This is a genomic window from Burkholderia sp. MSMB1835, assembly GCF_001526365.1.
In the GTDB taxonomy this organism is placed as follows: domain Bacteria; phylum Pseudomonadota; class Gammaproteobacteria; order Burkholderiales; family Burkholderiaceae; genus Burkholderia.
Map to the genome: position 1 here is coordinate 57,708 of NZ_LOYP01000014.1, position 25,431 is coordinate 83,138.

A 25,431-nucleotide genomic window follows, 5' to 3' on the forward strand; every position below is an offset into this window, starting at 1 on the left:
ACAAGGAAACGCTTTCATGTCCCGACTCTTCGTCATTCCGTCGTCGCTCGCGATGCTGTTCTCCGGTGCCGCCCCGGCCGACGCCGCGGAGCCGACGCCCCGCACGTCGACCAACGGCGACGCCGGCTACTACGCGACGGCCCGCGTCGTCGGCGCATTCGACAACGCCGCCAACATGGAACTCACCAGCCCGCGCGTGACGAGCCGCATCGGCGGCCCGGACGGCCAGTCGCGCGTGACCGGCGCGGTCGGCCTCGGCTATCAGTTCGGCAATGGCTGGCGCGCGGAAGGCGAATACACGTTCAAGCGCAGCGGCAACTTCGTCAGCTACTGGGCGCCGTTCGACGCCAACGCGAACCAGTTCCAGGTATCGTCGCAGCGGCTGATGCTGAACGGCTATCGCGATTTCGACCTGGGCCGCGGCTTCTCGGTCTACGGCACCGCCGGCGTCGGCGTGGCGATCGTGTCGGCGGACGGCTGGCAGACCAACGATACGCGCCAGTTCGCGTCGCGCACGCAAACCAATTTCGCTTATTCGGCCGGCGCGGGTATCAGCTATGCGATCAACAAGCGCTTCACGCTCGACGTCGGCTATCGCTTCGTCGACATGGGCAACGTCGAATCCGGCTACAACACGTTCGTGAACCGCGTGTCGGCGCGCGACGAGCAACTGAAGGCGTCGCTCCGTTCCAACGAAGTGTTCATCGGCCTGCGCGGCCGCTTCTGACCGGCCCGCGAGCACCGCGCGATCCTGTCGCTCCGGATTCCGAATCGAATGGCGGCAGCCAGCCGCTGCCGCATCGTTTCAGCCCAGTCCGATTGGCCGGCAGCCTGCCGGCTTGTATGCTTTCGATGCGCGGTACCGGAACGGTTCGTCGATGGCAGTCTGGACGCTGCATGTCGGGAGGAGCGAACCGCTCCGCCTGCCGCGCCCCGCCTGCCGGCGACGGCTTGAACGCGGGTGCTCGATGGTGGCCGGTGGGCGCGGCCACATGTAGTCCGACGCTATGTTCCGTACCTCTAGAGAAACGCTGCCTCATGCGAGCATCGAGCGCCCGCATCCAAGCCGTCTCCTCCCCCTTCATGATCGATATCCGCACGTGCATCATGCATCGGCACGGCGCGCGTGCGGCGTCCACTACTGCGCGGCGCGCTTGCCGAGCATGTGCTTGAGCAGCAGGCACGCGCCGCCGCCGATCGCGCTCATGCACGCGACGTAGCCGAAATACAGCTGGTAACCGTGCATGCCCGGATACTCGGTGGTCAGCCAGCCGTTCAGCAGCGGCAGGAATACGTCCGGCGAATAGCCGAGCAGCGAGATCACGCCGATCGCGAGCCCCTTGATCGGCGCCGGCACGTCGCAGCGCTCGAGTACGCTCCAGTACAGGCCGCGCACCGCATAAGTCAGCAAACCGATGAAGATCACGACGCCGGCGAGCAGCACGACCTGGTTGAACGACGGAAACACGATCAGCGCGACGAACGCGAGCGCGGCAAGCAACAGCGCGGCGCACAGCACGTTCAGCGTGCCGACGCGATCGCCGACGAAACCGCCGCCGATGCCGCCGATCGGGCGCATCCACAGCTTCAGCGACGCGATGAAGCCGGCCGCGACGATCGACATGCCGACGCCCTTCTGCTGCAGGTACGGCGAAATGCTGTACGTGGCCCACGACAGGTGATAGCCGCAGAACACGATGACGGCGAACACCCACAGCAAGCGATTGCGCGCGAGCGTCGCCAGATCCCGCAGCAGGTTGCCCCGCGCACGCCGGTCCGCCGGCGCGGCGGACGAGGTGCCCGCGTCCGCGTCCTTGACGGTCAGCAGCACGATACCGAGCGCGACGCAGACGATCGCGTAGCAGAACACGACCTGCTGGAACGCGCCGCCATGCGACGTGCCGCGTGCATCGACGAGCCAGGCGAACAGCGCGAGCGATGCGGTGGCGAGCAACGCCTCGATCAACCCGCGCCCGCCGTCGAGGAAGCCGAAGAAGCGGCCCTGCTCTCGAGGCAATGCGATCGTGTTCACGCGCTTGATGACCGAGGCCCAGAACGTCAACCCGGTCGTCACGCCCCAGCCGCAGAAGATGACCATCAGCACCGGATACGACGGTGCGCTCGCGTAAGCGACGCCGAGTGCACCGGTCGCCACCAGCGAGAAACTGATCAGATAGCGCGGCGGCAGGCGATCGGCGAGCCAGCCGCTCGGCAGATAACAGATGAGGAACGTCGTGCCGAGTGCCGAATACAGATAGCCGAGCTGCGCGCGCGAGATCTGGAACAGATCCAGCATCGTGTCCTGGTAGAACTGGCGCAGATACAGCATCGGATAGATCGCGCCCGCCGCGCACACGAGAAGCGCAAGCTGGAAATAGCGGCTGGCCGCGGCCGGGGTGGCCGATTCTTCGGGTATTCCGATGTTCGATGCCGCGTCTCGATCCGACATGTGCTCCTCCATTCGAGTATTCGAAGTTTTATGACGATGTGCATGCGATACGCTCGCCGCGTCGCCGCGGGACATTCGCGGTCGTCCGCCGACACGGACAAAAAAAGCCGCTCCGGAAAGAGCGGCCATCAAGGAGAGGTCTCCGCGTCGAGGAGACACCGACAGGCCACCACACCCACCGGCATGCCCATTGTCGACGACGGTTCATCGGCTGGGAATCGGTTTGGTCCGAATCCGCGACGACCTTCAATTCGTCTGTGATGCGAATTTTTTTATTCGCACGCTTCCTCACCGCCATGCATCGTGTGTGCAAGTGCCGGTCATATCGCTCCGTGATTGTCGCGACGCGCGGCTCGGTGCGGGACCTCCGATCGCGACGCCGCGATGCGTCCCTCAGCGATCCGTCAAGCGAATCTGATTCGTCAGGCCGACGCGCAACGCGTCGGGATTCGACGGCGCGGGCGCAGCCGCCGCGCGCGACGACTCGCGCGTCGCGTCGAGCCAGCGCGAAAACTCTGCAGCCGTCATGCCGATCGCTTCGGCCGCGCTCGGTACCGGCTCGACCGACGCCTGTTGCTGGCGCGGCGCAGCGGGCTTCGCCGCCGTCGCGCGCGCCGGGATGCCGCCGAACGCAGCCGCGCGATCGGGCACCGCGACCGTTGCCTTCTTGCGTCGCGCAACGGCCGGCTTCGACGCGGGCGCCGACGTCGGCAATGCATCCGCCGCACGACCGTCAGGCTGCGCCGCGCCCACGGATTGCACCGCGACTGCCACCGCATCGTCCGCGGCGGGCGGCGGAACGTCCGGCGCCACGATCGCCGCCGCGGGAGTCGTGACGAGCGCCTCCGCCGGCTGAACGGCAATCGCCGCCTCGTAGACGGTATGCGGCGACGGCGCACGCTTGCCGGCGTCGAACAGCCGGGTGGCCGCAAAGCCCACGGAACCGAACGCGAGGCCGGCGATCAGCGCCAGCAGCGTCGGCCGCCAACGGCGCGGCGCCTTCGGTTTCACCCACGGTCGGTTGTCCGAACCGAAATCCGTCGCGCGAACCGACGGGGCGCGTACCGCCACGGGCGCCTCGCGCACCGCACGCAGATCGAACACGCCCGGCGTCGGCCGCTTGCTCTTCACGAACGGCCTGCGACGCCGTCCATACGGCGGCGGCACGTCCGTGTAAGGACGCGCGAGCGGTAACGCGAAATGTCCGGTGATGTCCTGCATGCTCATGATGTCGACGACGAATCGTCCCGCGTGTGCCGCGCCGATCCGCTCTCCCGTAATGTCAATGAATGGTCCCGAGTATCGCCGCGCACACGGTCCGAGTAAATCGGACTGGGCCTATTCGAGCGGCTGCGGCACGCGGACCGCCTATCGCGCGTCGTAACGCAGCAACGGTCGCCCGTTCAGCGGCTGCACCACCCGCGCGTTGTGCGAATAGCGCATCCGGAACGCGGTGATGTCTTCCGCGGACAGCTCGACCGGCTCGTCCAGCACGTACCATTCGACGTTTTCGGTCAACGGCGGCGTCGTCAGCGACCCGAGGTAGTGATAGTAGATATTCATGTTGCCCGGCATCAGCGCGGCCGCGCGGAACGACGAGAGGCTCGCCGTATCGCCTGCCTTGAGCGCGTCCATCGCGGCCGCGAACTGCGCATTCTCCGCGCCGGTGCGATAAAGCACGGCAACGACCGCCAGACGCCCGTCCTGCGCGCGAAACACGAAATGTCCCTCGATCGGATAGTTGCGACCGTCGATCGTGTGCTCCGACGGCGAATGGAAGTGAATCTGCTGAAGCGTGAAATGGCGCCCGCGGATCGTGGCGCTGCCGACGGCCGGAACGATCTGGATCGTATGGCCGTTGTCGATCGCCTTCGCACGCGTGTCGGCGATATGCATGCCGATCGCGTTGTTCTCGTCGGCATAGCGGGTCGCCTGTCTGGCCGTGCTCGCGTCGATCGCCACCGGCGACTGCGCGTCGCCGGATTCCAGATGCCAGTCGCGCTGGTGGTCGTAATCGAATGCATGATCGGTCGGCGCAGCGCTCGCCGGCGCAGAGGCATCGGCCGCATGGGCGGGCAGCATCGGCGCCGTCACCGCACATAGCGTCGCGGTGACGAGCCGGGTAATCGCGGTTCGTGTCACGTTCATGTCGAGTACCGGGTGTTCTTCGATCAAAGGCGCGCGATGCGGCGAATGCCTGCTCGCGGTTCCGTGGCGCACCGTTCCGATGCGGTGCAGCACGCATTGTCGGCACGATCCCGCTTCCGGTGGTCCGATACTGAGCGCGGTATCGGTCAGCCCAGTCCGATACATGCGTCGCGAACGCGGCGTACAACGGCGTTCGCACAGGCGACGACGAGGGGGCCGAACGCATACCTCCGGGAAAAACCGGTACGCCGCATTCGATGCGCACTTCGCACGCATCCTGCCCGCCATTTTCGGACCGGGCCGATTCACGCCACGCGCCAACGCCATCACAATCATTCCGCCGGCATGCCCGTTCCCCCGAATCCGGGCATGCCGCGCATTCCAGAGATAGATAGTCGATATTCATCCCGCCCTCGCGGCGGGATCTTTTTCGCGCGAGATTCGCCTTTCACGCGCGCATCGAGTCCGTCCATGAGCACTCTTCCCTTCGCGCGGCGCGGGCGCATCGAAGCCGCATCCCTCTCGCCGGACGAGCGCCGCGACAGCGCCGCCCCCGTTTTCGGACGAGCCGCCGCGAGCCGGCGACGCATGCAGGCCCGCCGGCCCGCCGCGCCCGACTCGCGCGTGCGCGGCAGGCCGGCTTCCTGTACGCGCCGGACATGACCGCCGACTCGACGCTCTTGATCGGCATCCTGACGATCGACCATCCATCGCGGCATGCATTCGACGATCGGCTGCGACGGGCCGGCCACGGCTACGACCGCCTGCGGATCGACGACATCTTCCGGCGGGCCGGCTATCGTCCCGTCCGCTTCGAATACCTGCCCGACCTGCTGGCGGCCTGCGACCTGCGGCCGTTCGACCTGCTCGTCGTGCAATGCGAAGCGCCGTGCTACCGGGCCAGCGACGCGATCCGCACGCTGCGTGCGCGCTTCTCGGATTCGATGCCGATCCTCGCGACCAGCCAGACCGACGGCGCAACGGCGCAAGTGCTCGCGTTCGAAGCCGGTGCGAACGAGTACCTGCCGTACACGTCCCCCGCCGAAACGCTCGTGTCGAGCGTCGCGATGTGGCTGCGCTGGGCCCACTACCGGACGACCAGCCACCGGCGCTGGCGCATGGGCGACTTCGAGTTCGACACCGGCAGTCGCACGATCCGCGTCGCCGGCCGCGAGCACGTGCTGACCGAGAAACACTTCCAGATCGCGACGGCGCTGTTCATGAACCTGGGCCGGCCGCTGTCGCGCGCCCACCTGAGCCAACTCGTCTGGGGGTCGCTCGTCGCGGTGACCAGCCGCCGCCTGGACACGCACATCGTGAACCTGCGCGACCGCCTCAAACTGGACGGACGGCACGGCCTGCGGCTGCTCACCGTCTACGGATTCGGCTATCGACTCGTCGAATCCGGGCCCGAAGAGGATCACGCTGAGCGGCGTTAGCGGCTCCGCGCACCCTTTTTCACGCCTTCGTCGCGCATCGGCTACCGGCGCGCCCCCGCGCGGCACGCCCGCACCGCGATCGGTCTCGCTTATCATGGCGAAACCTCATCCGCCCGCCCCGTGCCACGATGGATCCTCGCGCCGCCGCAGACCGCCGCCGTCCCGCTTCCCGCACGCCCGTCGGACGCCGCCAGCGCATGCTGCTGTATATGGGCGGCATCGGCGTGACGCTCGCGGCGCTCGTCGCGAGCGGATCGCTGCTGTATGCGATGGGCCGCGACTACGTGCAGGAGCGCTATACGCAGTTCGCGGTGCGCCAGTTCTTCGTCCGGTTCGAGTTCAACCTGCGCACGACCGGCATGGACACGCTGGTCACGCACGAAGAAGCGGTCTGGAGCACGCGCGCGACGGATCCGGTGCTGACCGCGCAGCTCGCCGACGGACATGGCCGCCTCGTGCTGCAGGGCAGCCCGCGGTTTCCGCCCGTGCTCGCCCTCGCCGACCTGTCTCCCGGGCAGCCCGCCGCGTCGTACGGCCCCGATCTCGAGATGGCCAGCGACATGAGTTATCGGGTCGGCGCGTACGTCGCGACGCAGGAGGCCGACCGCGCGATCGCCGGCTACGCGTACGCCCCGAATCGCCATTTCGCGCTCGTCATCCCGCAGCCCGAGCCTGCCGACCCGCTGGCCACGACCGGCGCCGCCGACGTCGCCGCCTTGCTCGACAAGCTCGCGCCCGATCTCGAACTCGCGCCGGCCGGCCGCTACGTCTGGCATGCGCCCGCCTACGATCCGATCCAGCGGCGCGACGTGTTCCGGCTCGTCGGCACCGCGTACGAGGCCGGCCAGCCGCGCATGGTGTTCGTGTCGACACTCCCGACCGGCCTGCTGCGCGAACGGCTCGCAGGGCGGGACGACGGCGATGCCGCGATCATCGTCGACTCGGCCGGCCGCCCCGTGCTGCGCGTCGGCGCCGCGGAACACGGCGATGCGGCCGAGGCTGTCGTCGAGCGGCTGATCGCCGCCGCGCGCGCAGTGCGCGCCGACGGCCCGCAGCCCGCACATCGGGCGGGCGACTTCACGTTGAGCCAGCGTATCGGCGGCACCGACTGGACGCTCGTCCAGTCGTTCTCGATGCGCTCGGTGCTGAGCGCGCTTGCGCGGCGCATCGGCTGGTATGCGGTGCTGATGACGATCGCGCTCGGCTTCGCGTGGGCGATGCTCGTGCTGTTCGACCGCAAGGTTCTGAAGCCCGACGACGCGCGCACGCGGCGCATCGTCGAAAGCGAGAACCTGAACCGCACCATCGTCGAAGCCGCGCCTTCGGGCATCGCGCTGCTGTCGCTCGACGACGGCACCGTGCTGATGCAGAACGACACGATGCGCGCGTACGACGCACGCGCGGCGGGCGACACGTCGCTCGCCGCGCGCCTGTTCGCGCGCTTCGACCGGTCGCCCGGCGCGAACGCGTGGCAGCCCGATCTGCACGTGCCGCTGCCGACCACGCAGGGCGACACGGTCGACCTGCTCGCGACGCTCGTGCGCACGCGCTTTCGCGACGCGGACGTGCTGCTCTGCAACGTGTCCGACATCACGTCGCAGAAAGCCATCGAGCGCCACCTCGACGACGCGCGGCGCGCGGCCGACGCGGCGAACGATGCGAAGTCCGCGTTCCTCGCGACGATGAGCCACGAGATCCGCACGCCGCTGAACGCAATCCTCGGCAACCTCGAGCTGATCGGCCGCGAGCCGCTGAGCGACACGCAAGGCGAGCGCCTGCATACGGTCGAAGGCGCATCGTCGACGCTGCTCGACCTGATCAACGACATCCTCGATCTGTCGAAGATCGAAGCCGGCCAGATGACGATCGAGGCGATTCCATTCGATCTCGCGGAGACGATCCGCCAGACCGGCGCGATGTTCGAACCGCTCGCGGCGGCCAAGGGCCTGCAGTTCGACATCGTCGTCGACGACGCGCTCGCGCCGCGCTACGTCGGCGACCCGACCCGCATCCGGCAGATCGCCGCAAACCTCGTGGGCAATGCGATCAAGTTCACGAGCCGCGGCGAGGTCACGCTCGAAGTCTATCTGCGCGACGACACCGATCCCGCGTCGCCCGTCGCGATCGGCGTCAGCGACACGGGCATCGGGATGACCGATGCGCAGCGCGCGTCGCTGTTCAAGCCGTTCACGCAGGCCGATACGTCGATCTCGCGCCGCTTCGGCGGCACGGGGCTCGGGCTTGCGCTGACGAAGCGGCTCGCGACGCTGATGAACGGCACGATCGACGTCAAGAGCGAAGCCGGCCTCGGCAGCACCTTCGTCGTCACGTTGCCGCTGCGAGCGTCGGCCCAAGCAGATGCCTCGCCCAAAGACGAGGCCGACGATGCGGCGGCGCTGCCCGCGCTCGCCGCGCGCGTGCTCGTGGTCGACGATCACCCGGTGAACCGCACGCTGCAGCAGAGCCAGCTCGTCGCGCTCGGCTATGCGGCCGACGCGGCCGACGGCGGCGCGGCCGCGCTGCGCCGCTGCGCGGACACGCGCTACGACCTCGTACTGACCGATCTCAACATGCCGGGCATGGACGGCTACACGCTCGCGCGCGTGCTGCGCGCGCAGTATCCCGACCTGCCCGTGGTCGCGAGCACCGCGCATGCGAGCGCCGACGAGCGTGCGCGCTGTGCGGAAGCCGGCATCGTCGCGGTGCTCGTGAAGCCCGTGCTGCTGGATACGATCGACCGTACGGTGCGGCGTTTCGCGAACGTCGCGACCGCGCGCCCGCGTGCATCGGCGCTCGTCGAACTCGCGGAAGGCCCGCTGCCGCCGGACGTGCAGGTGCTGCTGACCGACAGCGTCGAGCGCTCGCTCGCGGCGATCCGCGCGGCGCTCGCGCACGACGATCAGCGTGCGTTGCGCGACGAGCTGCATGCGCTGCGCGGCGCATTCGCGACGATTCACGAACATGCGGTGGCGGACGCCGTGCGCGACATGCAGGATGCCGTGCGCGCCGGCAATACCGCGTCGCTCGCCGCGTTGTTTACCGACACCGAGCGCCTGGCGCGCGAAGCGCTGCGACGGCGTGCGGCGCCCGCGCCGACGGCCTGAGCGACGCGCGTCTTTCACGCTCTCCGTCGCACACTCTTGCGGCCGGAATCGGACTGGGCTGATCGTCACACGCACTTTCTGCCGCTAGGATGGCAATGCGCCGTCGGTATGGCATCGAACCGCGCACGGTTTCCATGACTCACGGTACGCATGGCCGAGAAGGCAGCGACCATGCGCGTGCCAGCGACTTGCCGCAACCGCCCCGCATGGATTCCGGCCACTTTCAGCCTGGTCCGATTGGACGACACGGACGGTGAAGGTAAGCTGTCCTGACATGATGCCGGCAACGGTCGTTGCGTTCCGGCCGGGAGCCGGCTGAGGCGCGGGCGTTTGGTGGTGGCTGGTGGGCGCGGCCACGACAGAGATGGGTGATGGTGTTGAAACTTACACGCTGCCAGATGCGAACACTGAACGCTCGCCCCTCAGTCCGTCGTTCCCGTTGCCGCGGAGGCGGCATGCTCGGCGTCGCGATCGCGTCGCGCGAATGCGCATGCAGTGCATCCTCGAGCCGCAGCGGCGCAGCCTTCCAGCGGATCGCAGCCTTGCGTTCTCCCTTCTCACGATGGTCTCCGGTATCGCCGCATGCGAGCGGCGTTCGTTTTTCTTTCTTCCAGCAGACACGCGGTGCGTGCGCTTCGACGCCGCGTTGCCGGCCGGCAGGCGCCACGGCTTGCGGCAAGGTCGCGTTCCGGCTCGTTCCACGTGCCTGCACCGGCTCACGCCCGGCCCACGAGCGCCGGTCAGACACATGCGATATAAAGCGGCCGCCCGCGTGTAGGACTGGCCCCACGGCGATCACGCAGCGATTCAGCCCCGGACGACAGATTCGGGCGCGCCCGATCCCTACCATGCTTTCAGTTACCCAACACACTGAAAGGAGTAGGGACATGAACAAGACGTACCGCAATATCTGGAACGCCGCGACGGGCACGTGGACGGCTGTCGCCGAAACGGCGAAATCGCATTCGAAGGGCTCGGCGCGCGTGGCGCGCAGCGCCGTGGTCGCGCTCGCGCTGAGCGGCGCGGGTATCGGTGGCGCGTTCGCGGCCGATGTTTGTACGACGGCGGAGGGCGAGAGCGGTGCGCTCGACGCGGCTGACGTATGCAAAGTGAGCAGCCCGGCGAGCGCTCGCTCGATCGGTACGACGGCTGCGCTCGACGATGCATACATTAAGGTCAATAGTGGAGGGGGCGCCGCTGCGATAGCTAGTGGAGGCGGCTCGATGGCACTCGGCGGAAGCACGCTCTCGGCCGGGGCGAATTCCGTTGCCCTTGGATACTTGGCTACGGCCGGGAGTGTCGGAGCGATTGCTATGGGTTCGGGCGCAAAGGTCGCCGATACTACTGCTGACAACGGCATAGCTATTGGCCGGGGCGCTAGAGTCAACAGCGGCGGCACCAACAGCGTTGCGCTGGGTAATGGTAGTACTACTGACCGTGCGAATGCATTCGCGGTCGGCAACACCACCACGCTGCAACGCCAGATCATCAACATGGCCGCCGGCACACAAGCCACCGACGCCGTGAACGTGTCGCAGCTCTCGCCTGTCGTCGCCGCACTCGGCGGTAACGCGTCGATCGACCCGACCACCGGTGCGGTGACCGGCCCCACGTACACCCTCGCGAACGGCGGCACGCAGACCACCATCGGTGGCGCACTCGGCGCGCTCGACGGCAACATCACGACCATCAACAACAAGCTCGCCGCGGCCGTCACCGACGATTACTTCAAGGTCGACACTTCGTCGGGTGCGGCCGCCGCACAGGCAGCCGGCAGCGCGCTGGCCATCGGCGCGAATGCGCAAGGCACCGGCGTGGCCGCCACGGTCGTCGGCAACAACACGGTCGCGAACAGCCGGAACAGCTCCGCGTTCGGTTTCGGCGCGCAGGCGATCGGCGGGACCGGCACCACCACGGGCGCGGCCACCGCTGTCGGCGCGTACGCATCGGCCACCGGGTTCCACTCGTCCGCGCTCGGCGTAGGTGCGGTCGCAGCCGGTTCGGAGTCGGTCGCGCTCGGCGTCAACTCGCGTGCCGACCGCGACTACAGCGTTGCAGTCGGTAACGCCACGCAACAGCGTCAGGTCATCAACATGGCCGCCGGCACGCAAGCTACCGACGCCGTGAACGTGTCGCAGCTCGAACCCGTCGTGACCGCGCTCGGCGGCGGCGCGTCGATCGATCCGACCACGGGCGCCGTGACGGGCCCGACGTACACGCTCGTGAACGGCGGTACGCAGACCACCGTCGGCGGCGCGCTCGGCGCGCTCGACGGCGAACTGACGACGGCCAAGAGCGACATCACGAAGAACGCGACCGACATCACGAACATCAACAACCAGCTCGGCGATCTGACGAGCGGCACGATCGGCATCGTGCAGCAGGCGAGCGCAGGCGCGGATATCACGGTCGGTGCAAGCAACGACGGCGAGGCAGTGAACTTCACGGGCACCGCGGGCGAGCGCAAGCTGACGGGCGTCAAGAAGGGCGACGTGACGGCAACGAGCAATGAAGCCATCAACGGCTCGCAGCTGCACGGCGTGTCGGAAAGCGTCGCCTCGGCGATCGGTGCCGGCTCGACGGTGAACACCGACGGTTCGATCACGGCCCCGAGCTTCACGGTCGGCGACGGCAACGGCGGCACGACCGTCGTTCACAACGTCGGCGACGTCGTGACCAATCTCGACGGCCGCGTGACGACCAACGAAGGCGACATCGCGAAGCTCGCCGACCAGATCGGCAACGGCACCGTCGGCCTCGTCCAGCAGGATGCGACGACGCGCACTATCACGGTCGCGAAGGATACCGACGGCAAGATCGTGGACTTCACCGGCACCGCGGGCGAGCGCAAGCTGACCGGCATCGAGGCGGGCGACGTGACGGCGTCGAGCAACGACGCCGTCAACGGCTCGCAGCTGCACGGCGTGGCGGACAGCGTCGCATCGGCGATCGGCGGCGGCTCGACGGTCAACCCCGACGGCTCGATCACCGCACCGAGCTTCACGGTCGGCGACGGCAACGGCGGCACGACCATCGTTCACAACATCGGCGACGTCGTGACGAACATCGACGGCCGCGTGACGAACAACGAAGGCGCGATCACGACGATCAACAACCAGCTCGCGGCAGGCGAAATCGGCCTCGTCCGGCAGGACCCGACGACGGGCGCGATCACGGTCGCCGCGAACACGGGCGGCACGTCGGTGAACTTCGCCGGCACGGGTGGCCCGCGCACGCTGAGCGGCGTCGGCAACGGCGTGAACGACGACGATGCGGTGACGATCGCGCAGCTGAAGGCGACCGGCCTGATCGACTACACGGGCAAGGAACTCGGCGCCGTGGTGTACGACGGCATCGATCTCGACAGCGTGACGTTCGGCGGCGTGGGCGGCACGGCGCTGCACAACGTGGCGCCTGGCCTGATCGCGTCGGGCAGCATGGACGCGGTGAACGGCGGCCAGCTGTACGCGATGCAGCAGGACTTCGCGCTGCAGTATGGCCAGTTGAGCGGCCAGATCGGCGATCTGTCGAATCGCGTCGGCGACCTCGAGACGGGCAGCGGCTCGGGCGGTGGCTCGGGTGGCGGCATGGGCCCCGGCACGGGCACGGGCGGCGACGGCTCGCTCGTGGTCGGCGAAGGCTCGAACGCGTCGGGCGAGAACAGTTCGGCCATCGGCCAGGGCTCGGTCGCCACGGGCGACAACGGTACGGCCGTCGGCCAGGGCTCGGTCGCGTCGGGCGACAACGGCACGGCCATCGGCCAGGGCTCGAGCGCGGGCGAAAACGGCACGGCCATCGGCCAGGGTTCGAGCGCAGGCGAAAACGGCACGGCCATCGGCCAAGGGTCGAGCGCGAACGGCAACGGTTCGGTCGCGATCGGCGCGGGCTCGAAGGCGGACGAAGCGATGACCGTTTCGTTCGGCGACGGCACCGACGAAGGCAACCGCCGGCTCGTCAACATCGCGGACGGCGTGAACGCGTCGGACGCGGCGACGAAGGGCCAGCTCGACCGCGCGATGGAATCGGTGGACCAGCGCTTCGGCGAAACCAACCGCATGATCAACGACGTCGCGAAGAACGCGTACGCCGGTGTGGCCGCGGCAATGGCGATGCCGAACCTGACGCCGTCGCAGCCGGGCAAGACCGTCGTCGCGGTCGGCGCCGCGAACTACAAGAGCGGCTCGGCGGTGGCGGCCGGCGCGACCTACCGGACGCGCGACGGCAAGTGGCTGATGAACGGCGCGCTGTCCGTCACGTCGACGGGCGATGCGGGTGTGCGCGCCCAGGTCGGCTACGAGTTCTGATCGACCGGCTCCGCGAATCGACTCGATTCGATTCTCGGAGCCACGGAGCGAGAGCGGAGGGCGCGATCCCTCCGCCTTTTCGCCCGACGGCCGATGGCGGTTCCTTGCGAGCCGCCATCGGCCGTCGGCGCGAGGGCGTCATCGCGGGGCCGCGAGGCCGGCCGCGAGTGCGCCCTCACGCCGGCGCTCAGCAGGCGTTTATGCAGAACGACGAAACGCGCCCCGCATGGTGCGGCGCGACCATCGAGACCAATATGATGAAGAGCTTCCCCATACGCGTGATCATTGCCGACGACCATCCGGCCGTCGTCATCGGCTCCCAGTACGAACTGTCGGCGTCGAGCACCGTGTCGGTCGTCACGACCGCACACGATTCGACGGCGCTGATGGAGGCGCTCGCCGCGCATCCGTGCGACGTGCTCGTATCGGACTACGCGATGCCCGGCAACGAATACGGCGACGGGATCACACTGTTCAGCGCGATCCTGAAGCGCCACCCGAACCTGAAGATCGTCGTGATGACGATGCTGGAGAACGCGGTCGCGCTGCGCGCGCTCATCGATCTCGGGATCCATTGCCTCGTCAGCAAGTCGGACATGACCAACCATCTGACGATGGCGATTCACGCCGCCTATACGAACGGCCGGTATCTGTCGCCGTCGATGGATCGCGCGCTGCGCCAGCTCGGCGCAGGCGGCGGCAAGACGCCCACGCTGTCGGTGCGCGAGGCGGAAGTCGTGCGGCTGTTCGCATCGGGGCTATCGGTCAACGAGATCGCGGACAAGCTGAACCGCAGCAAGAAAACCATCAGCACGCAGAAAAGCTCGGCGATGCAGAAGCTCGGCCTCGAGCGCGACGTCGACGTGGTCCGCTATGCGATCGCCTGCGGCCTGGTCGCCGACCCCGGCAGCGCAGCGCTGCCGGCCGACTCGACGTCCTGACGGCACGGCATCGTTCGCCGGCCGACTGCTGCCGCTCACCGGCCGCTGCGCCGACTGCCAGCGGCGGCCGCAGCAGGTCGCGCGGCGGCGTGCCGGCGCCGACGCCGGCGGCGCTCACGCGTCGACGCCCGGATTCCCACCGGCGGCTCCCCCGCCCGCCTCTTCCCCGCCTTCCCCGCCTTTCCCCTCGCTACCCGACGCGGCCACGATGCCGTTCTCGATCGCGTAGCGCAGCAGGTCCATGTCCTTGTCGATCCCGAGCTTCTGCATCGCGCGCGACTTCTGCGTGCTGATCGTCTTCTTGCTGCGGCTCAGCTTGTCCGCAATCTCGTTGATCGTCATCCCCGACGCATACAGCCGCACGACCTCGATCTCGCGTGTGCTCAGCGCGGGCGCCTGATCGACGAAACGCGCGCTCGAATGTGCGGACAGCGTGCGCACGACCTTTTCGACCGACGGCGAATAGTAGGTGCCGCCCGTCGCGGCTGCGTGAATCGCGGGAATCAGGTGATCGACCGTATCGGATTTGCTGACGATGCAGCCGATGCCGAGCCGCACCAGCGCGCCGACGACGGCCGCGTTGTCGAGCATGGTCAGCACGACCAGCTTGACGTCCGGATAGCGGCGCTGAAGGTAGGAAAAGAGCGCCGTGCCGTCGCCGTGCTCGTTCGCGGGCATCGCGTAATCGGACACGAGCACGTCGCACGCGCCATCGTCGAGCAGGCGGATCAGCTCGGTCGAATTGCCGGCCTTGCCCGCGAGATGGATCGTCGGCACCGACGACAGGCCGTGCTCGACGCCGACGAGCATTGCCGGGTGGTCGTCGGCCAGTACCACGCGTATCTGATAGCTTCCCATAGTCGTCCGGGGTTCACCGCTGTCGAGGCGGCGAACGGCCGCCCGGTTGCCGGCGTCGGCGCGGCTGCGCGTGGCCGGATCCTGATTCGGCGCTATCTTCGCACGAAACCGGGGCGTGATCCACGGATCGCGGACGGCCCACCGCCGCCCGCCGTGTCCCCCAAAAGAAACAGGCCGCCGGCTCTCGTGGAGCGGGCGGCCTGAAGCCTGCCGGAGGAAGCCTGCACGCGACGGTCCGGTCGCGTGCCGCTCGTGCGCCGGTTCGTGGCCGGCGCCGGCATGACGGGCGCCGGATAGCCGGCGCCCCGCGATGCATTACTGCACGTCGAGGCGAATCTCGACGCGACGGTTCTGCGCGCGGCCTTCTTCGGTCGCGTTCGACGCGACCGGGTCCGACGCGCCGAGACCTTCGGCCACGAACGAGCGTGCCTGCAGCCCGTTCGCGCGCAGGTAGTTCACCACGGTGCGCGCACGCGCTTCCGACAGCGTGCGGTTGTGCGCCGCGCTACCCGTCGAATCGGTGAAACCGGTCACGGCGACACGCGCGAACGTCACGCCGCGATTGACCGCGAGGAAGCGGTCGAGATCGCTGCGGGCCCGCGACGTCAGCACCGCGCTGTCGGTCGCGAAGTTCGCGTCGCCCTGCAGCAGCACCTGGCGCTGCTGCACCGGCTGCGGCGCGGGTTGCGGTTGCGGTTGCGGCTGGGCCTGCGGCGCCGGCTGCGCGACCGGTTGCGGCTTGCCGCACATGAACGTGATCTCGCGCGGATCCTTCATCGGCGCGCGGCTGTATACGCGGTCGATCATCTCCAGCGGCGTGAAGCCCTTGCCCTGGCAGAATTCTTCCGCCGCGCGGGCGCACGAATTGGCGCTGCCGAGCAGCCCGTCGCAGCTCACGCGGAACGCGCGGTCCGGCTGGCCCGGCACCGATACGGCGCGGATGTCGTAAGTCAGTCCCGATTGGGTCGTACAGGCGCCGAGCGCCATCGCGATCGCGCCGACCGACGCGGCGCGCAACAACAGAGTTTTCATGGTCATGATGAAACGTCCGCCCGAAGGCGGACGCCCGATTTGAATTGGAATGAACGGAATGCGTGACGCGGTAGCGCACGGGCGAAGCGGCGCGAGCCGCCCCGCCTCATGCGATTACCACTGGTACGACGCACCCACGCCGACGGTATTGCCGCCGCTCGACAGACCCACGCCGGCCTTCATCTTCAGGTTCTGCGTGATGCGGGCTTCGCCGCCGAACGCCACTGCCTGATAGCCCTTGTAGGTCGCGCCGCCGACACCGAACGACAACGTCTTGCCCGGATCGACACCCGGAATCATCGTCAGCGCGGTGGCTGCCGCGATACCCGAGTACGCGTTCTTCGACACGTCGTTGATCTGCCCTTGCAGACCGCCGACCGCGCGGTCGAGCTGACCCTTCGTCGCCGCATCGCTCGCATTGATACCGTCCGCGATGTTGACGATTCGACGGTTGCCGTCGTCGGTGCCGTTGCCGAACGAGACCGTGTTGGCTTCCGTGGCCACCGAGCCCTGGCCGATCGCGACCGAGTTGCCCGCGCCTGCCGCGACGCTCGAACCCTGGCCGATCGCCGTGCTGCCTTCGCCGCGCGCGCTCGAACCGGAGCCGATCGCGGTGCCGTTCGATCCGCCGACGTTCGAGCTGGAGCCGATCGCCGTGCCGTTGTTCACACCGTCGCTGATCGACGAACCCGAACCGATGGCCACGTTGCCGTTGCCGTTGCCCGGGTCTGCCGGCACGATGTTGCCGCCATCGCCGGCCGTGCCGCCGACGAGGTCGCCGCCACCCGAGCCGCCGCCCGAGCCGCCGCCGGAACCGCCGCCCTGTTCGAGCTGAACGACGCGATCGTCCATGCTGCCGATACGATCGCTCAGTTCGGTGCGCAGGTCGGACAACTGCCCGTAGTTCACGGCGTCGTACGTGCTCGTGCCGTTCGCGACGTTCGTCAGCACCACCGGCGCCGCCGCCGAACCGCCGAGGGTCACGGAGCCATAGTTCACCGTACCGTCGCCGTTCAGGTCGTAACGCACCGCTTGCGGATCGGTCGCGCCGTACGCAGCCGCGGCCTGGACAGCCTCGGAAACGGTCTTGTACTTGTAACCGTTCACCTCGATCGCCGTGCCCGCCAGCTTGCCGTCCGCGTCGACCGTCGTGCCGCCGCCGATCGCATCCGCCACGCTCTGCGCCGAGCCGTACAACTGCGAGCCGTTGATCGCGTCCTTGCTCGCCGCGCTCACCGCGCCTGCCGCCACGTTCGTGATCGTCGTGCCATTCGCACCGCCCAGCGTGATCGAGCCCTTCTGCGCATCGTCGTAGCCGACCGCCAGCGACGTCAGGTTGCCGTTGCCGTCTTCGCCGACGAGGCCGGTCGACTTCAGCTGCGCCACGTTCACCGCATCGTGGTCATCCACACCGTCGGCCACGTTCGACACACGTACCGGCGTACCGTCGTTACCCAGCTTCACCGCCGTCTTGGTGCCGTCCGTGTACGTCAGCGCCAGCGATTCGCCCGTCGTCGGGTCGATCACGCCGCTGTTCGACAGTTGGTCGCGCAGATTCGAAATGCCGTCCGCGTTGGCCTGCGTGCGGCCATCCAGGTTCGTCAGCGCATCGCCGACGTTATGCACGTTCGTGCCGCCGACCGTGTAGGTCGGCGCCGTGACCGTGCCGTCCGGGTTCACCGTCGAGCCGCCACCCAGCGCACCGGCCACGCTCTGCGCGGTGCCGAACAGTTGCGAACCGTTGATCGCGTCCATGCTGGTTGCGCTCACGGTGCCTGCCTTCACGTTCGCGATCGTGGTGCCGTCCACACCAGCCAGCGTCAGGGTCGACTTCGTCGTCGCGTCGTCGTAGGTCACCACACCGTCCACCGGTGCGCCGCCGCTCGCCGCTGCCGCGTCGATCGCGTCGGCCACGTTCGTGTAGTCCTTGCCGTTGACGGTGTACGTCGGCTGGACGATGCTGCCGTCCGCGCCGACCGCCGCACCGCCGCCGAGCGCACCCGTCACACCGGCGAGCTGGCCGACGTTGACGGCATCGGTCTTCTGCGTACCGGCCGCGACGTTGATGATCTGACGCTCCGCGCCAGCGCTGCCGATCGACAGCGCGTTGCCGCGGTTCGCGGTCGAGCCCGCACCGAGTGCGATGCCGCCGTTCGCGCCGGCCGCAACCGATGCGTTCGTGCCAAGCGCAATCGCGTCGGCGACGTTGAGCGCGACGGTCGCCCCCGTACCCGCGGCAATCGCGTTCGTCGTTCCGGCGAGCGCCTGCGCGCCGTTGCCGAGCGCGATCGAGCTCTGGCCGATCGCTTTCGAGTTGCTGCCGACCGCGAGCGCGTTGTCCGCGTTCGCCTGGACGTGCGCGCCGAGCGCCACGGCTTCCTTGCCGTTCGTCTGCGCGTCGGAGCCCATCGCTACCGCATACGGCTGACCGTTGCCGGTCTGCGCGAAGCTGCCGATCGCAACCGAATTGTCGGAACCCGCGAGCGCTTGCAGGCCGATCGCGGTCGCATTGCTGCCGCTCGCGACGGACGCCACGCCGACGGCGATCGCCGATGCGCTCGCCGGATCACCGCCGTTGAGCGACGCGTAGTTGTCGACACGCTGGCCATCGATCGCGACGAGCGGATCGGTCGCATCGTTGACACCGATGGACTTCGCGCTCAGCTCGGCGATCTTCTGGTCGGTTTCCGACTTCAGCGTGGTCGTCAAGCCGTTCAACGCCGAGTAGAGCTGCGAACCGTTGATCGCGTCGGTACTGCCCGCGCTCAGGTCGCCCGCCGCGACGTTGACGATCTTGCGCTCGTTGCCGATGCTGCCGACCGACACGGTGTTCGCCTGATTCGCGACCGAGTTGAAGCCGATCGCCACCGCGCCGTTCGCGCTGGAGCGCGCACCGGAGCCGAGCGCCAGCGAGTTCGGACCCGACGACGATGCGCCCGAGCCGATTGCAACACCCTGTGCACCGGTTGCCAGCGCAGCGGTACCCGTTGCGTTGACCTTGATGTAGCGCAGGTCGATCCCGCCGTTGGTCAGGTCCTCGCGGAGATCGGACAAGCCGCTCGTGAGCTGGCTCACGTTGACCGCGTCGGTATCCGCCGTGCCTGCAGCCACGTTGGATACACGGACCGGCGTACCAGCGTTACCCAGCTGCACCGCCGTCTTGCCTGCGTTCGTGTACGTCACCGCCAGCGATTCGCCCGTCGTCGGATCGATCACGCCACCTTGCGACAGCGAGTCCTTCAGATCACCGATCGACTGGTTCGTCGCGAACAGCTGCGAACCGTTCACCGCGTCCGTGCTCGTCGCCGACAGCGCGCCTGCCGCCACGTTCTGGACCGTCACCGGCGTGCCGGCATTGCCCAGCTGCACCGCCTTCTTGTCCGCGTCCGTGTACGTCACCGCCAGCGATTCGCCCGTCGTCGGGTCGATCACACCGCCGTCCGACAGCTTGTCGCGCAGGTCCGACAGACCATCCGAGTTCGCTTGCGTACGGCCGTCCAGGTTCGTCAGCGCGTCGCCCACGTTGTGCAGGTCCGTGCCGCCGATCGTGTAGGTCGGAGCCGTGAGCGTGCCGTCCGGGTTCACCGCCGAACCGCCGCCCAACGCGCCCGCCACGCTCTGTGCCGTGCCGAACAGCTGCGAACCGTTGATCGCGTCCTTGCTCGTCGCGTTCACGGCGCCCGCCGCCACGTTCGTCAGCGTCGTCCCGTTCGCGCCACCCTTCAGCGCGATCCGGTCGAAGTTCGCCGAGTCGTCCGCGTTCTTGTCGTAAGTCACCGCCAGCGAAGCCAGGCCGGAACCCGGGTTCGTCGGATCGATCGGTGCGATCAGGCCCGCGTCCTTCAGCTGCGCCACGTTCACCGCATCGGTGTCGTCCACACCGGACGCCACGTTCTTCAGTTGAACCGGAGCCGTCGCACCCGCGCCACCCAGCGTGACCTGGTTCTTCGCCGCGCTGTCGTACACCACCGCCAGCGATTGGCCCGTCGTCGGATCGATTGCGCCGCCGTTCTTCAACGAATCGCGCAGATCGCCGATGTCTTGGTTCGTCGCGAACAGCTGCGAACCATTCACCGCATCCGTGCTCGTCGCCGACAGCGCACCTGCTGCCACGTTGTGGATCGCCACCGGCGTGCCCGTGTTGCCCAGCGTGATGCCTGCCTTTGTCGCGTCGTCGTACGTCACCGCCAGCGACGTCAGGTTGCCCTGACCATCGTCGCCAACGAGACCCGAGCCCTTCAGCTGACCAAGGTTCACCGCGTCGCTGTCGCCCGTTGCGTCAGCCACGTTCGTCACCTTCACCGGACCATTGCCGTTGCCCAGCGTCACCGAGCCGTAGTTCGGCGTGCCGTCAGCGTTCTTGTCGTACGTCACCGTTGCGCGTGTATCGCCGTTGCCGTCGACCAGACCGGTATCCGCCAGCTTGTCCTGCAAGTCGACGATATCGCTCTTGTTCTGCGCCGTACGGCCGTCCAGGTTCGTCAGCGCATCGCCCACGTTGTGGTAGTCCTGCTTCTGCGATGCATTCGTCGGATCGGTCAGCGAGTACGTCGGGTTCGTCACGTTGCCGTTCGCGCCGACGGTCGAGCCGCCACCCAGCGCATCGGCCACGCTCTGTGCCGTGCCGTACAGCTGCGAACCGTTGATCGCATCCGCGCTCGTCGCCGACACTGCGCCTGCCGCCACGTTGTGGATCGACACCGGCGTGCCGGTCTTGCCCAGCGTCACGCCCGACTTCGTATCGTCGTCGTACGTCACCGCCAGCGATTCACCCGTCGTCGGGTCGATCAGGCCGCTCTTGGTCAGCGTGTCTTCCAGCGAACCGACGCGCGTGTTCGTCGCGAACAGTTGCGAACCGTTCACCGCGTCCGTGCTCGTCGCCGACAGCGCGCCTGCCGCCACGTTCTGGACCGTCACCGGCGTGCCGGCGTTACCCAGCTGAACCGCCTTCTTGTCCGCGTCCGTGTACGTCACCGCCAGCGATTCGCCCGTCGTCGGATCGATCACACCGCCGTCCGACAGCTTGTCGCGCAGATCCGACAGACCATCCGAGTTCGCTTGCGTACGGCCGTCCAGGTTCGTCAGCGCGTCGCCCACGTTGTGCAGGTCCGTGCCGCCGATCGTGTAGGTCGGAGCCGTGAGCGTGCCGTCCGGGTTCACCGCCGAACCGCCGCCCAACGCGCCCGCCACGCTCTGTGCCGTGCCGAACAGTTGCGAACCGTTGATCGCGTCCGCGCTCGTCGCCGAAACGGCACCTGCCGCTACGTTGCGGATCGACACCGGCGTGCCGGCGTTACCCAACTGAACCGCCTTCTTGTCCGCGTCCGTGTACGTCACCGCCAGCGATTCGCCCGTCGTCGGATCGATCACGCCGCCTTGCGACAGGGAATCCCTCAGATCGCCGATCGACTGGTTCGTCGCGAACAGCTGCGAGCCGTTCACCGCGTCCGTGCTCGTCGCCGACAGCGCACCCGGCGCCACGTTGTGGATCGACACCGGCGTACCGGCGTTGCCCAGCGTCACGCTCGTGTGACCCGCATCGTCGTAGCTCACTGCATCCGCAGACGAGCCGCCTTGCGAAGCCGCCGCCTTCAGCGCGTCCTCGACGTTGTCGAACGTTTCGGTACCGATCGTATAAACCGGTGCAACGATACTGCCGTCCGCGCCCACGGTCGCGCCGCCGCCGAGCGCGTTCGTCACGCCACGGAGCTGGTTCACGTTCACCGCATCGGTTCCTTGCGTACCGGCCGCCACGTTGATGATCTGACGCTGCCCCACGGTGCCGCCGCCGACCGACAGCGCATTGCCGCGGTTCGCGACCGATCCCTGGCCGAGCGCGATGCCGCCGTTCGCGGTCACATTGGTGCCCGCGCCGAGCGCGAGTGCATCCGTCACGTTGCCGGCGACGTTCGCGCCCTTGCCCATCGCGATACTGCTCGTCCCGCCCGTGCTCACGCGCGCGCCGTCACCCATTGCGATCGAGCTCTGGCCGAGCGCATACGTGTTGTTGTTACCGACCGCCAGCGCGTTGTCCGCGTTGGCCTGCACGTGCGCGCCGATCGCCACGGCCTGCGTGCCGTTCGTCTGCGCATCCGAACCCATCGCGACCGAATAGTCCTGACCCGCGCCCGTTTGCGCGAGGCTACCGATTGCGACCGAGTTGTCCGAGCCCGCGACCGTCTGCAGACCGACCGCGATCGCGTTCGAGCCGCTCGCCGCCGACAGCACGCCGATCGCGGCAGCCGTCGACGTCGCCGGATCGCCGCCATTCAGCGATGCGATGTTGTCGCCGTTCTGGCCTTCGACCGCGACGAGCGGCGCCGTGACGTCGTTGATCCCGGCCGACATGCTATCGACGCCGAACAGGCCCGCCGTGTTGCTTTCGAGCGCCTTCGTCTTCGCGTCGAACGTCGAAGACAGCGAGTTCATCGCGGCATAAAGCTGCGAACCGTTGACCGCGTCCGTGCTGTTCGCATCGACGTCGCCTTCCGCGACGTTGACGATCTTGCGCTCGTTGCCGATGCTACCGACCGACACGGTGTTCGCCTGCGTCGCGACCGAGTTGAGGCCGATTGCAATGGAGTTGAGGCCGGACGAACGCGCGCCCGTGCCGATTGCGAGCGAGCCATTGCTGGTCGCGTTCGCGTTCGAGCCGATTGCGACGGCGTTCGTGCCGATCGCGTTCGCCTGCGCGCCCGTCGCATTGACCTTGATATAGCGCATGTTGAGGGTGCCGTCGGCCAGATCGTTGCGGATGCTGTCGACGGCGTCGGTCACCTGACCGACGTTCGCCGCGTCCGTCCGCGCTGCACCGTCGGCCACGTTCGACACGCGCACCGGCGTGCCCGCATTGCCCAGCGTGATGCCCGCCTTCGTTGCGTCGTCGTACGTCACCGCCAGCGACGTCAGGTTGCCCTGACCGTCGTTGCCAACGAGACCCGAGCTCTTCAACTGGCCGACGTTCACAGCATCCGTATCTTCCGTGCCGGCGGCCACGTTCGTGATCTGGCGCTGTTGCGTGGCCGAGCCAACCGAAACCGTATTGTTGCGATTCGCGGTAGCGCCCGAGCCCAAAGCGACGGAATTGGTCACGTTCTCATCGATTCCGGCCTGCGAGCCAATCGCGACGGAGTTGGTTGCCCCAGTCTCCACGTTGGCGCGATCACCCAATGCAATGGAGCTTTGAGCTTGTGCGGAAGCCATATTGCCCATCGCCGTCGCGGCATTATTGGTCGCAGCACTGCCACGGCCAACACTCACGGCGCCGGTTCCGTTTGAGTTGGCGCTATTACCGAGCGATACCGACGACAATCCTTGCGCGCTAGCGTTTGAGCCAATGGCGACCTGATGGGTGTAAGTGCTATCTCCGCTGACTCCAGCGACGGCACCGCTCCCGATAGCAATCGAATTGATCGTGTTCGCCGATGCGTCATCCGCCCCATTGACCTTGACGAGCCTGTTATCGACGGCCGCCGAGAGCCTGTTGTTGATCGTCGTGATGTTGCCGTCGAGCGCCGTCAGCGCACCGCCGACGGTCGTCTGACGGCCGCCGTTCGCGAGGGTGTACGTCGGGCCCGTGACGGCGCCGGTCGTCGCGTTGATCGTCGCGCCGCCGCCGAGGGCGGTCACGACCGGCGTGAGCTGCGACACGACAACGGCGTCGTTCGCTTGCGTGCCGGCCGCCACGTTGACGATCTGCCTCTGTGAATTCGCTCTGCCAACCGAAACGGTATTGGCGCGGTCAGCAACAGCGTTATAGCCCAGCGCAACCGCGTCGCTTGCCGAAGCAACCGTACTGTTTCCGAGCGCAGTCGCGTTCAGCCCCGTCGCGCCCGCGGAGCGACCCAGTGCAGTTGCATTTTGAGCCGTCGCGCTGGCGCCCACACCGACAGCCACTGTCTCGGTGCCCGTTGCCCTCGAAATCGTACCGATCGCCACCGCGTTCTGCGACGCACTCGCCAGTGCGCCGCCGCCGAGTGCGACGTTGGACCTGCCACTGGCAGTGGCACCGGCGCCGATCGCCGTCGCGCCATCTCCGGCAACCGCCGCTCTGGCCGGTGCAAAACTGCCGCTGTTGACCGTGACATACGGATCGTCCGCCGCTGCGATAGCGGCATTCATCTGCGCCAGGTTAACGGCGTCGTTCGCCTGCGTGCCGGCTGCCACGTTGACGATCTGTTTCTGCGCGTTTGCTGTACCAACCGAAACGGTATTAGCACGATCGGCAACGGCCGCCCCCCCAAGCGCAACCGAGCCACCTGCCAAAGCTCGCGCACCATATCCCAGTGCAGTCGCCCCTGCCCCCGACGCAGTCGAAGCACGCCCCACCCCAGTCGCATAGTCGGCCGTTGCGTTGGCGCCTACACCGACGGCCACGGTCTCGATGCCCGTTGCCCTCGAAATCGTACCGAGCGCCACTGCGTTCTGCGCGTTCGCCAATGCGCCGCCACCAAGTGCGACATTAGATATTCCGCTAGCAGTGGCCCCAGCACCGATCGCCGTCGCCCCATCTACACCAGCGACTGCCGGTCTGGCAGGCGCATATACACCCGCAGTGATCTTGATATACGTATCATCGAGCGCCGCCATCGTCCCGATCGAATCCGTGCTCGTCGTGCCCATCGGCATCAGCGACTTCGTGCTCGTGATCGGCGTCTGGATCACGCTTTCATCATCGACCTTGCTATCGCCGCCTTCCGACGCGCCGACGACATCCGCCGCCGACGCACCGCCGATCGCCATCCCGCCCAGCGCGACAGCGGCAAACGCCTTGCGCGCCACGCGCGACGATCCCTTGGATTTCGAGCGCGCCGTTTCTTCGGCTGCTGCCCACGTGCCCGTCGTGGCATTCCAGACGGTCCGGTAAGTCTTGTTCATGTTGATTGCCTCATGTGCAAAAGAGAGTGAGACGAAGCCCGTGTTACACGAGGCAATATATTTTTCGCGGGCAATTTCGATAATCAGACGTCTGGATACACCCCAAGTATTTTTATAGGACTCGTCTGAATATGACGATGCCTGACAATTCTGCGAGGAAAACGCGACATGCACGCTTCGCCACATCGTCGTTTCGTTTGACACGCGCCCGCCTCGGGCCGTATAAACGCAGCTCTCGGCGACTTTCAAAAAATAGGACTAGTCCTAGCCATCTGCGTC

12 protein-coding genes and 2 pseudogenes are annotated in these 25,431 nt (G+C 67.6%); 7 read left to right on the forward strand and 7 right to left on the reverse strand.

Annotated features, from left to right (window positions below; translation table 11 throughout):
- Window positions 1–16 precede the first annotated feature (16 nt).
- Window positions 17–727 (forward strand): outer membrane protein, encoded by a 711-nt coding sequence (locus WS96_RS06445; RefSeq protein WP_059831302.1) that lies wholly within the window; start codon window positions 17–19, stop codon window positions 725–727.
- A gap of 411 nt (window positions 728–1,138) precedes the next feature.
- Here WS96_RS06445 and WS96_RS06450 read toward each other — a convergent pair whose 3' ends face one another.
- The 3 genes from WS96_RS06450 to WS96_RS06460 all read right to left on the reverse strand — a co-directional run bounded on the left by WS96_RS06450 (window position 1,139) and on the right by WS96_RS06460 (window position 4,597).
- Complete coding sequence (locus WS96_RS06450) at window positions 1,139–2,449, reverse strand: MFS transporter (protein WP_059831351.1); 1,311 nt, start codon at window positions 2,447–2,449, stop codon at window positions 1,139–1,141.
- A 393-nt stretch (window positions 2,450–2,842) separates the two neighbouring features.
- Entirely contained in the window at window positions 2,843–3,676 is an 834-nt protein-coding gene (locus WS96_RS06455) for a hypothetical protein (RefSeq protein WP_059831304.1), read from the reverse strand.
- 141 nt (window positions 3,677–3,817) lie between these two features.
- Complete coding sequence (locus WS96_RS06460; protein ID WP_059831353.1) at window positions 3,818–4,597, reverse strand: carbonic anhydrase family protein; 780 nt, start codon at window positions 4,595–4,597, stop codon at window positions 3,818–3,820.
- A gap of 659 nt (window positions 4,598–5,256) precedes the next feature.
- On the opposite strand from WS96_RS06460, the gene WS96_RS06465 reads away from it, so the two are divergent.
- The 5 genes and pseudogenes from WS96_RS06465 to WS96_RS06480 all read left to right on the forward strand — a co-directional run bounded on the left by WS96_RS06465 (window position 5,257) and on the right by WS96_RS06480 (window position 14,385).
- Window positions 5,257–6,036: a response regulator transcription factor gene (locus tag WS96_RS06465; protein WP_059831306.1), complete on the forward strand. Its 780-nt coding sequence runs from the start codon at window positions 5,257–5,259 to the stop codon at window positions 6,034–6,036.
- Between the two features lie 197 nt (window positions 6,037–6,233).
- Window positions 6,234–9,140, forward strand: coding sequence for a hybrid sensor histidine kinase/response regulator (locus WS96_RS06470; protein ID WP_257127946.1), 2,907 nt, complete (start codon window positions 6,234–6,236; stop codon window positions 9,138–9,140).
- An 887-nt stretch (window positions 9,141–10,027) separates the two neighbouring features.
- A pseudogene (locus WS96_RS34860) lies at window positions 10,028–10,150 on the forward strand (ESPR domain-containing protein); the annotation flags it as partial.
- A 99-nt stretch (window positions 10,151–10,249) separates the two neighbouring features.
- On the forward strand, window positions 10,250–13,444 hold the full coding sequence (locus WS96_RS06475; RefSeq protein ID WP_373557863.1) for a YadA family autotransporter adhesin: 3,195 nt from the start codon (window positions 10,250–10,252) through the stop codon (window positions 13,442–13,444).
- Window positions 13,445–13,698: 254 nt separating this feature from the next.
- On the forward strand, window positions 13,699–14,385 hold the full coding sequence (locus WS96_RS06480) for a response regulator (protein WP_059823732.1): 687 nt from the start codon (window positions 13,699–13,701) through the stop codon (window positions 14,383–14,385).
- Between the two features lie 114 nt (window positions 14,386–14,499).
- Here WS96_RS06480 and WS96_RS06485 read toward each other — a convergent pair whose 3' ends face one another.
- The 3 genes from WS96_RS06485 to WS96_RS06495 form a co-directional block, all read right to left on the reverse strand.
- Window positions 14,500–15,243 carry a response regulator transcription factor gene (locus WS96_RS06485; RefSeq protein ID WP_059831310.1) on the reverse strand — a complete coding sequence of 248 codons (744 nt, stop codon included), beginning with the start codon at window positions 15,241–15,243 and terminating at the stop codon, window positions 14,500–14,502.
- Between the two features lie 315 nt (window positions 15,244–15,558).
- Complete coding sequence (locus WS96_RS06490) at window positions 15,559–16,281, reverse strand: OmpA family protein (RefSeq protein ID WP_059831312.1); 723 nt, start codon at window positions 16,279–16,281, stop codon at window positions 15,559–15,561.
- A gap of 108 nt (window positions 16,282–16,389) precedes the next feature.
- Entirely contained in the window at window positions 16,390–23,367 is a 6,978-nt protein-coding gene (locus tag WS96_RS06495; protein ID WP_257127950.1) for a YadA-like family protein, read from the reverse strand.
- A gap of 316 nt (window positions 23,368–23,683) precedes the next feature.
- On the opposite strand from WS96_RS06495, the gene WS96_RS34395 reads away from it, so the two are divergent.
- Entirely contained in the window at window positions 23,684–23,818 is a 135-nt protein-coding gene (locus tag WS96_RS34395; protein ID WP_257127951.1) for a hypothetical protein, read from the forward strand.
- Between the two features lie 59 nt (window positions 23,819–23,877).
- Here the strand turns inward: WS96_RS34395 and WS96_RS34760 are convergent.
- Window positions 23,878–25,338, reverse strand: a pseudogene (locus WS96_RS34760) (ESPR-type extended signal peptide-containing protein); the annotation flags it as partial.
- Between the last annotated feature and the right edge of the window lie 93 nt (window positions 25,339–25,431).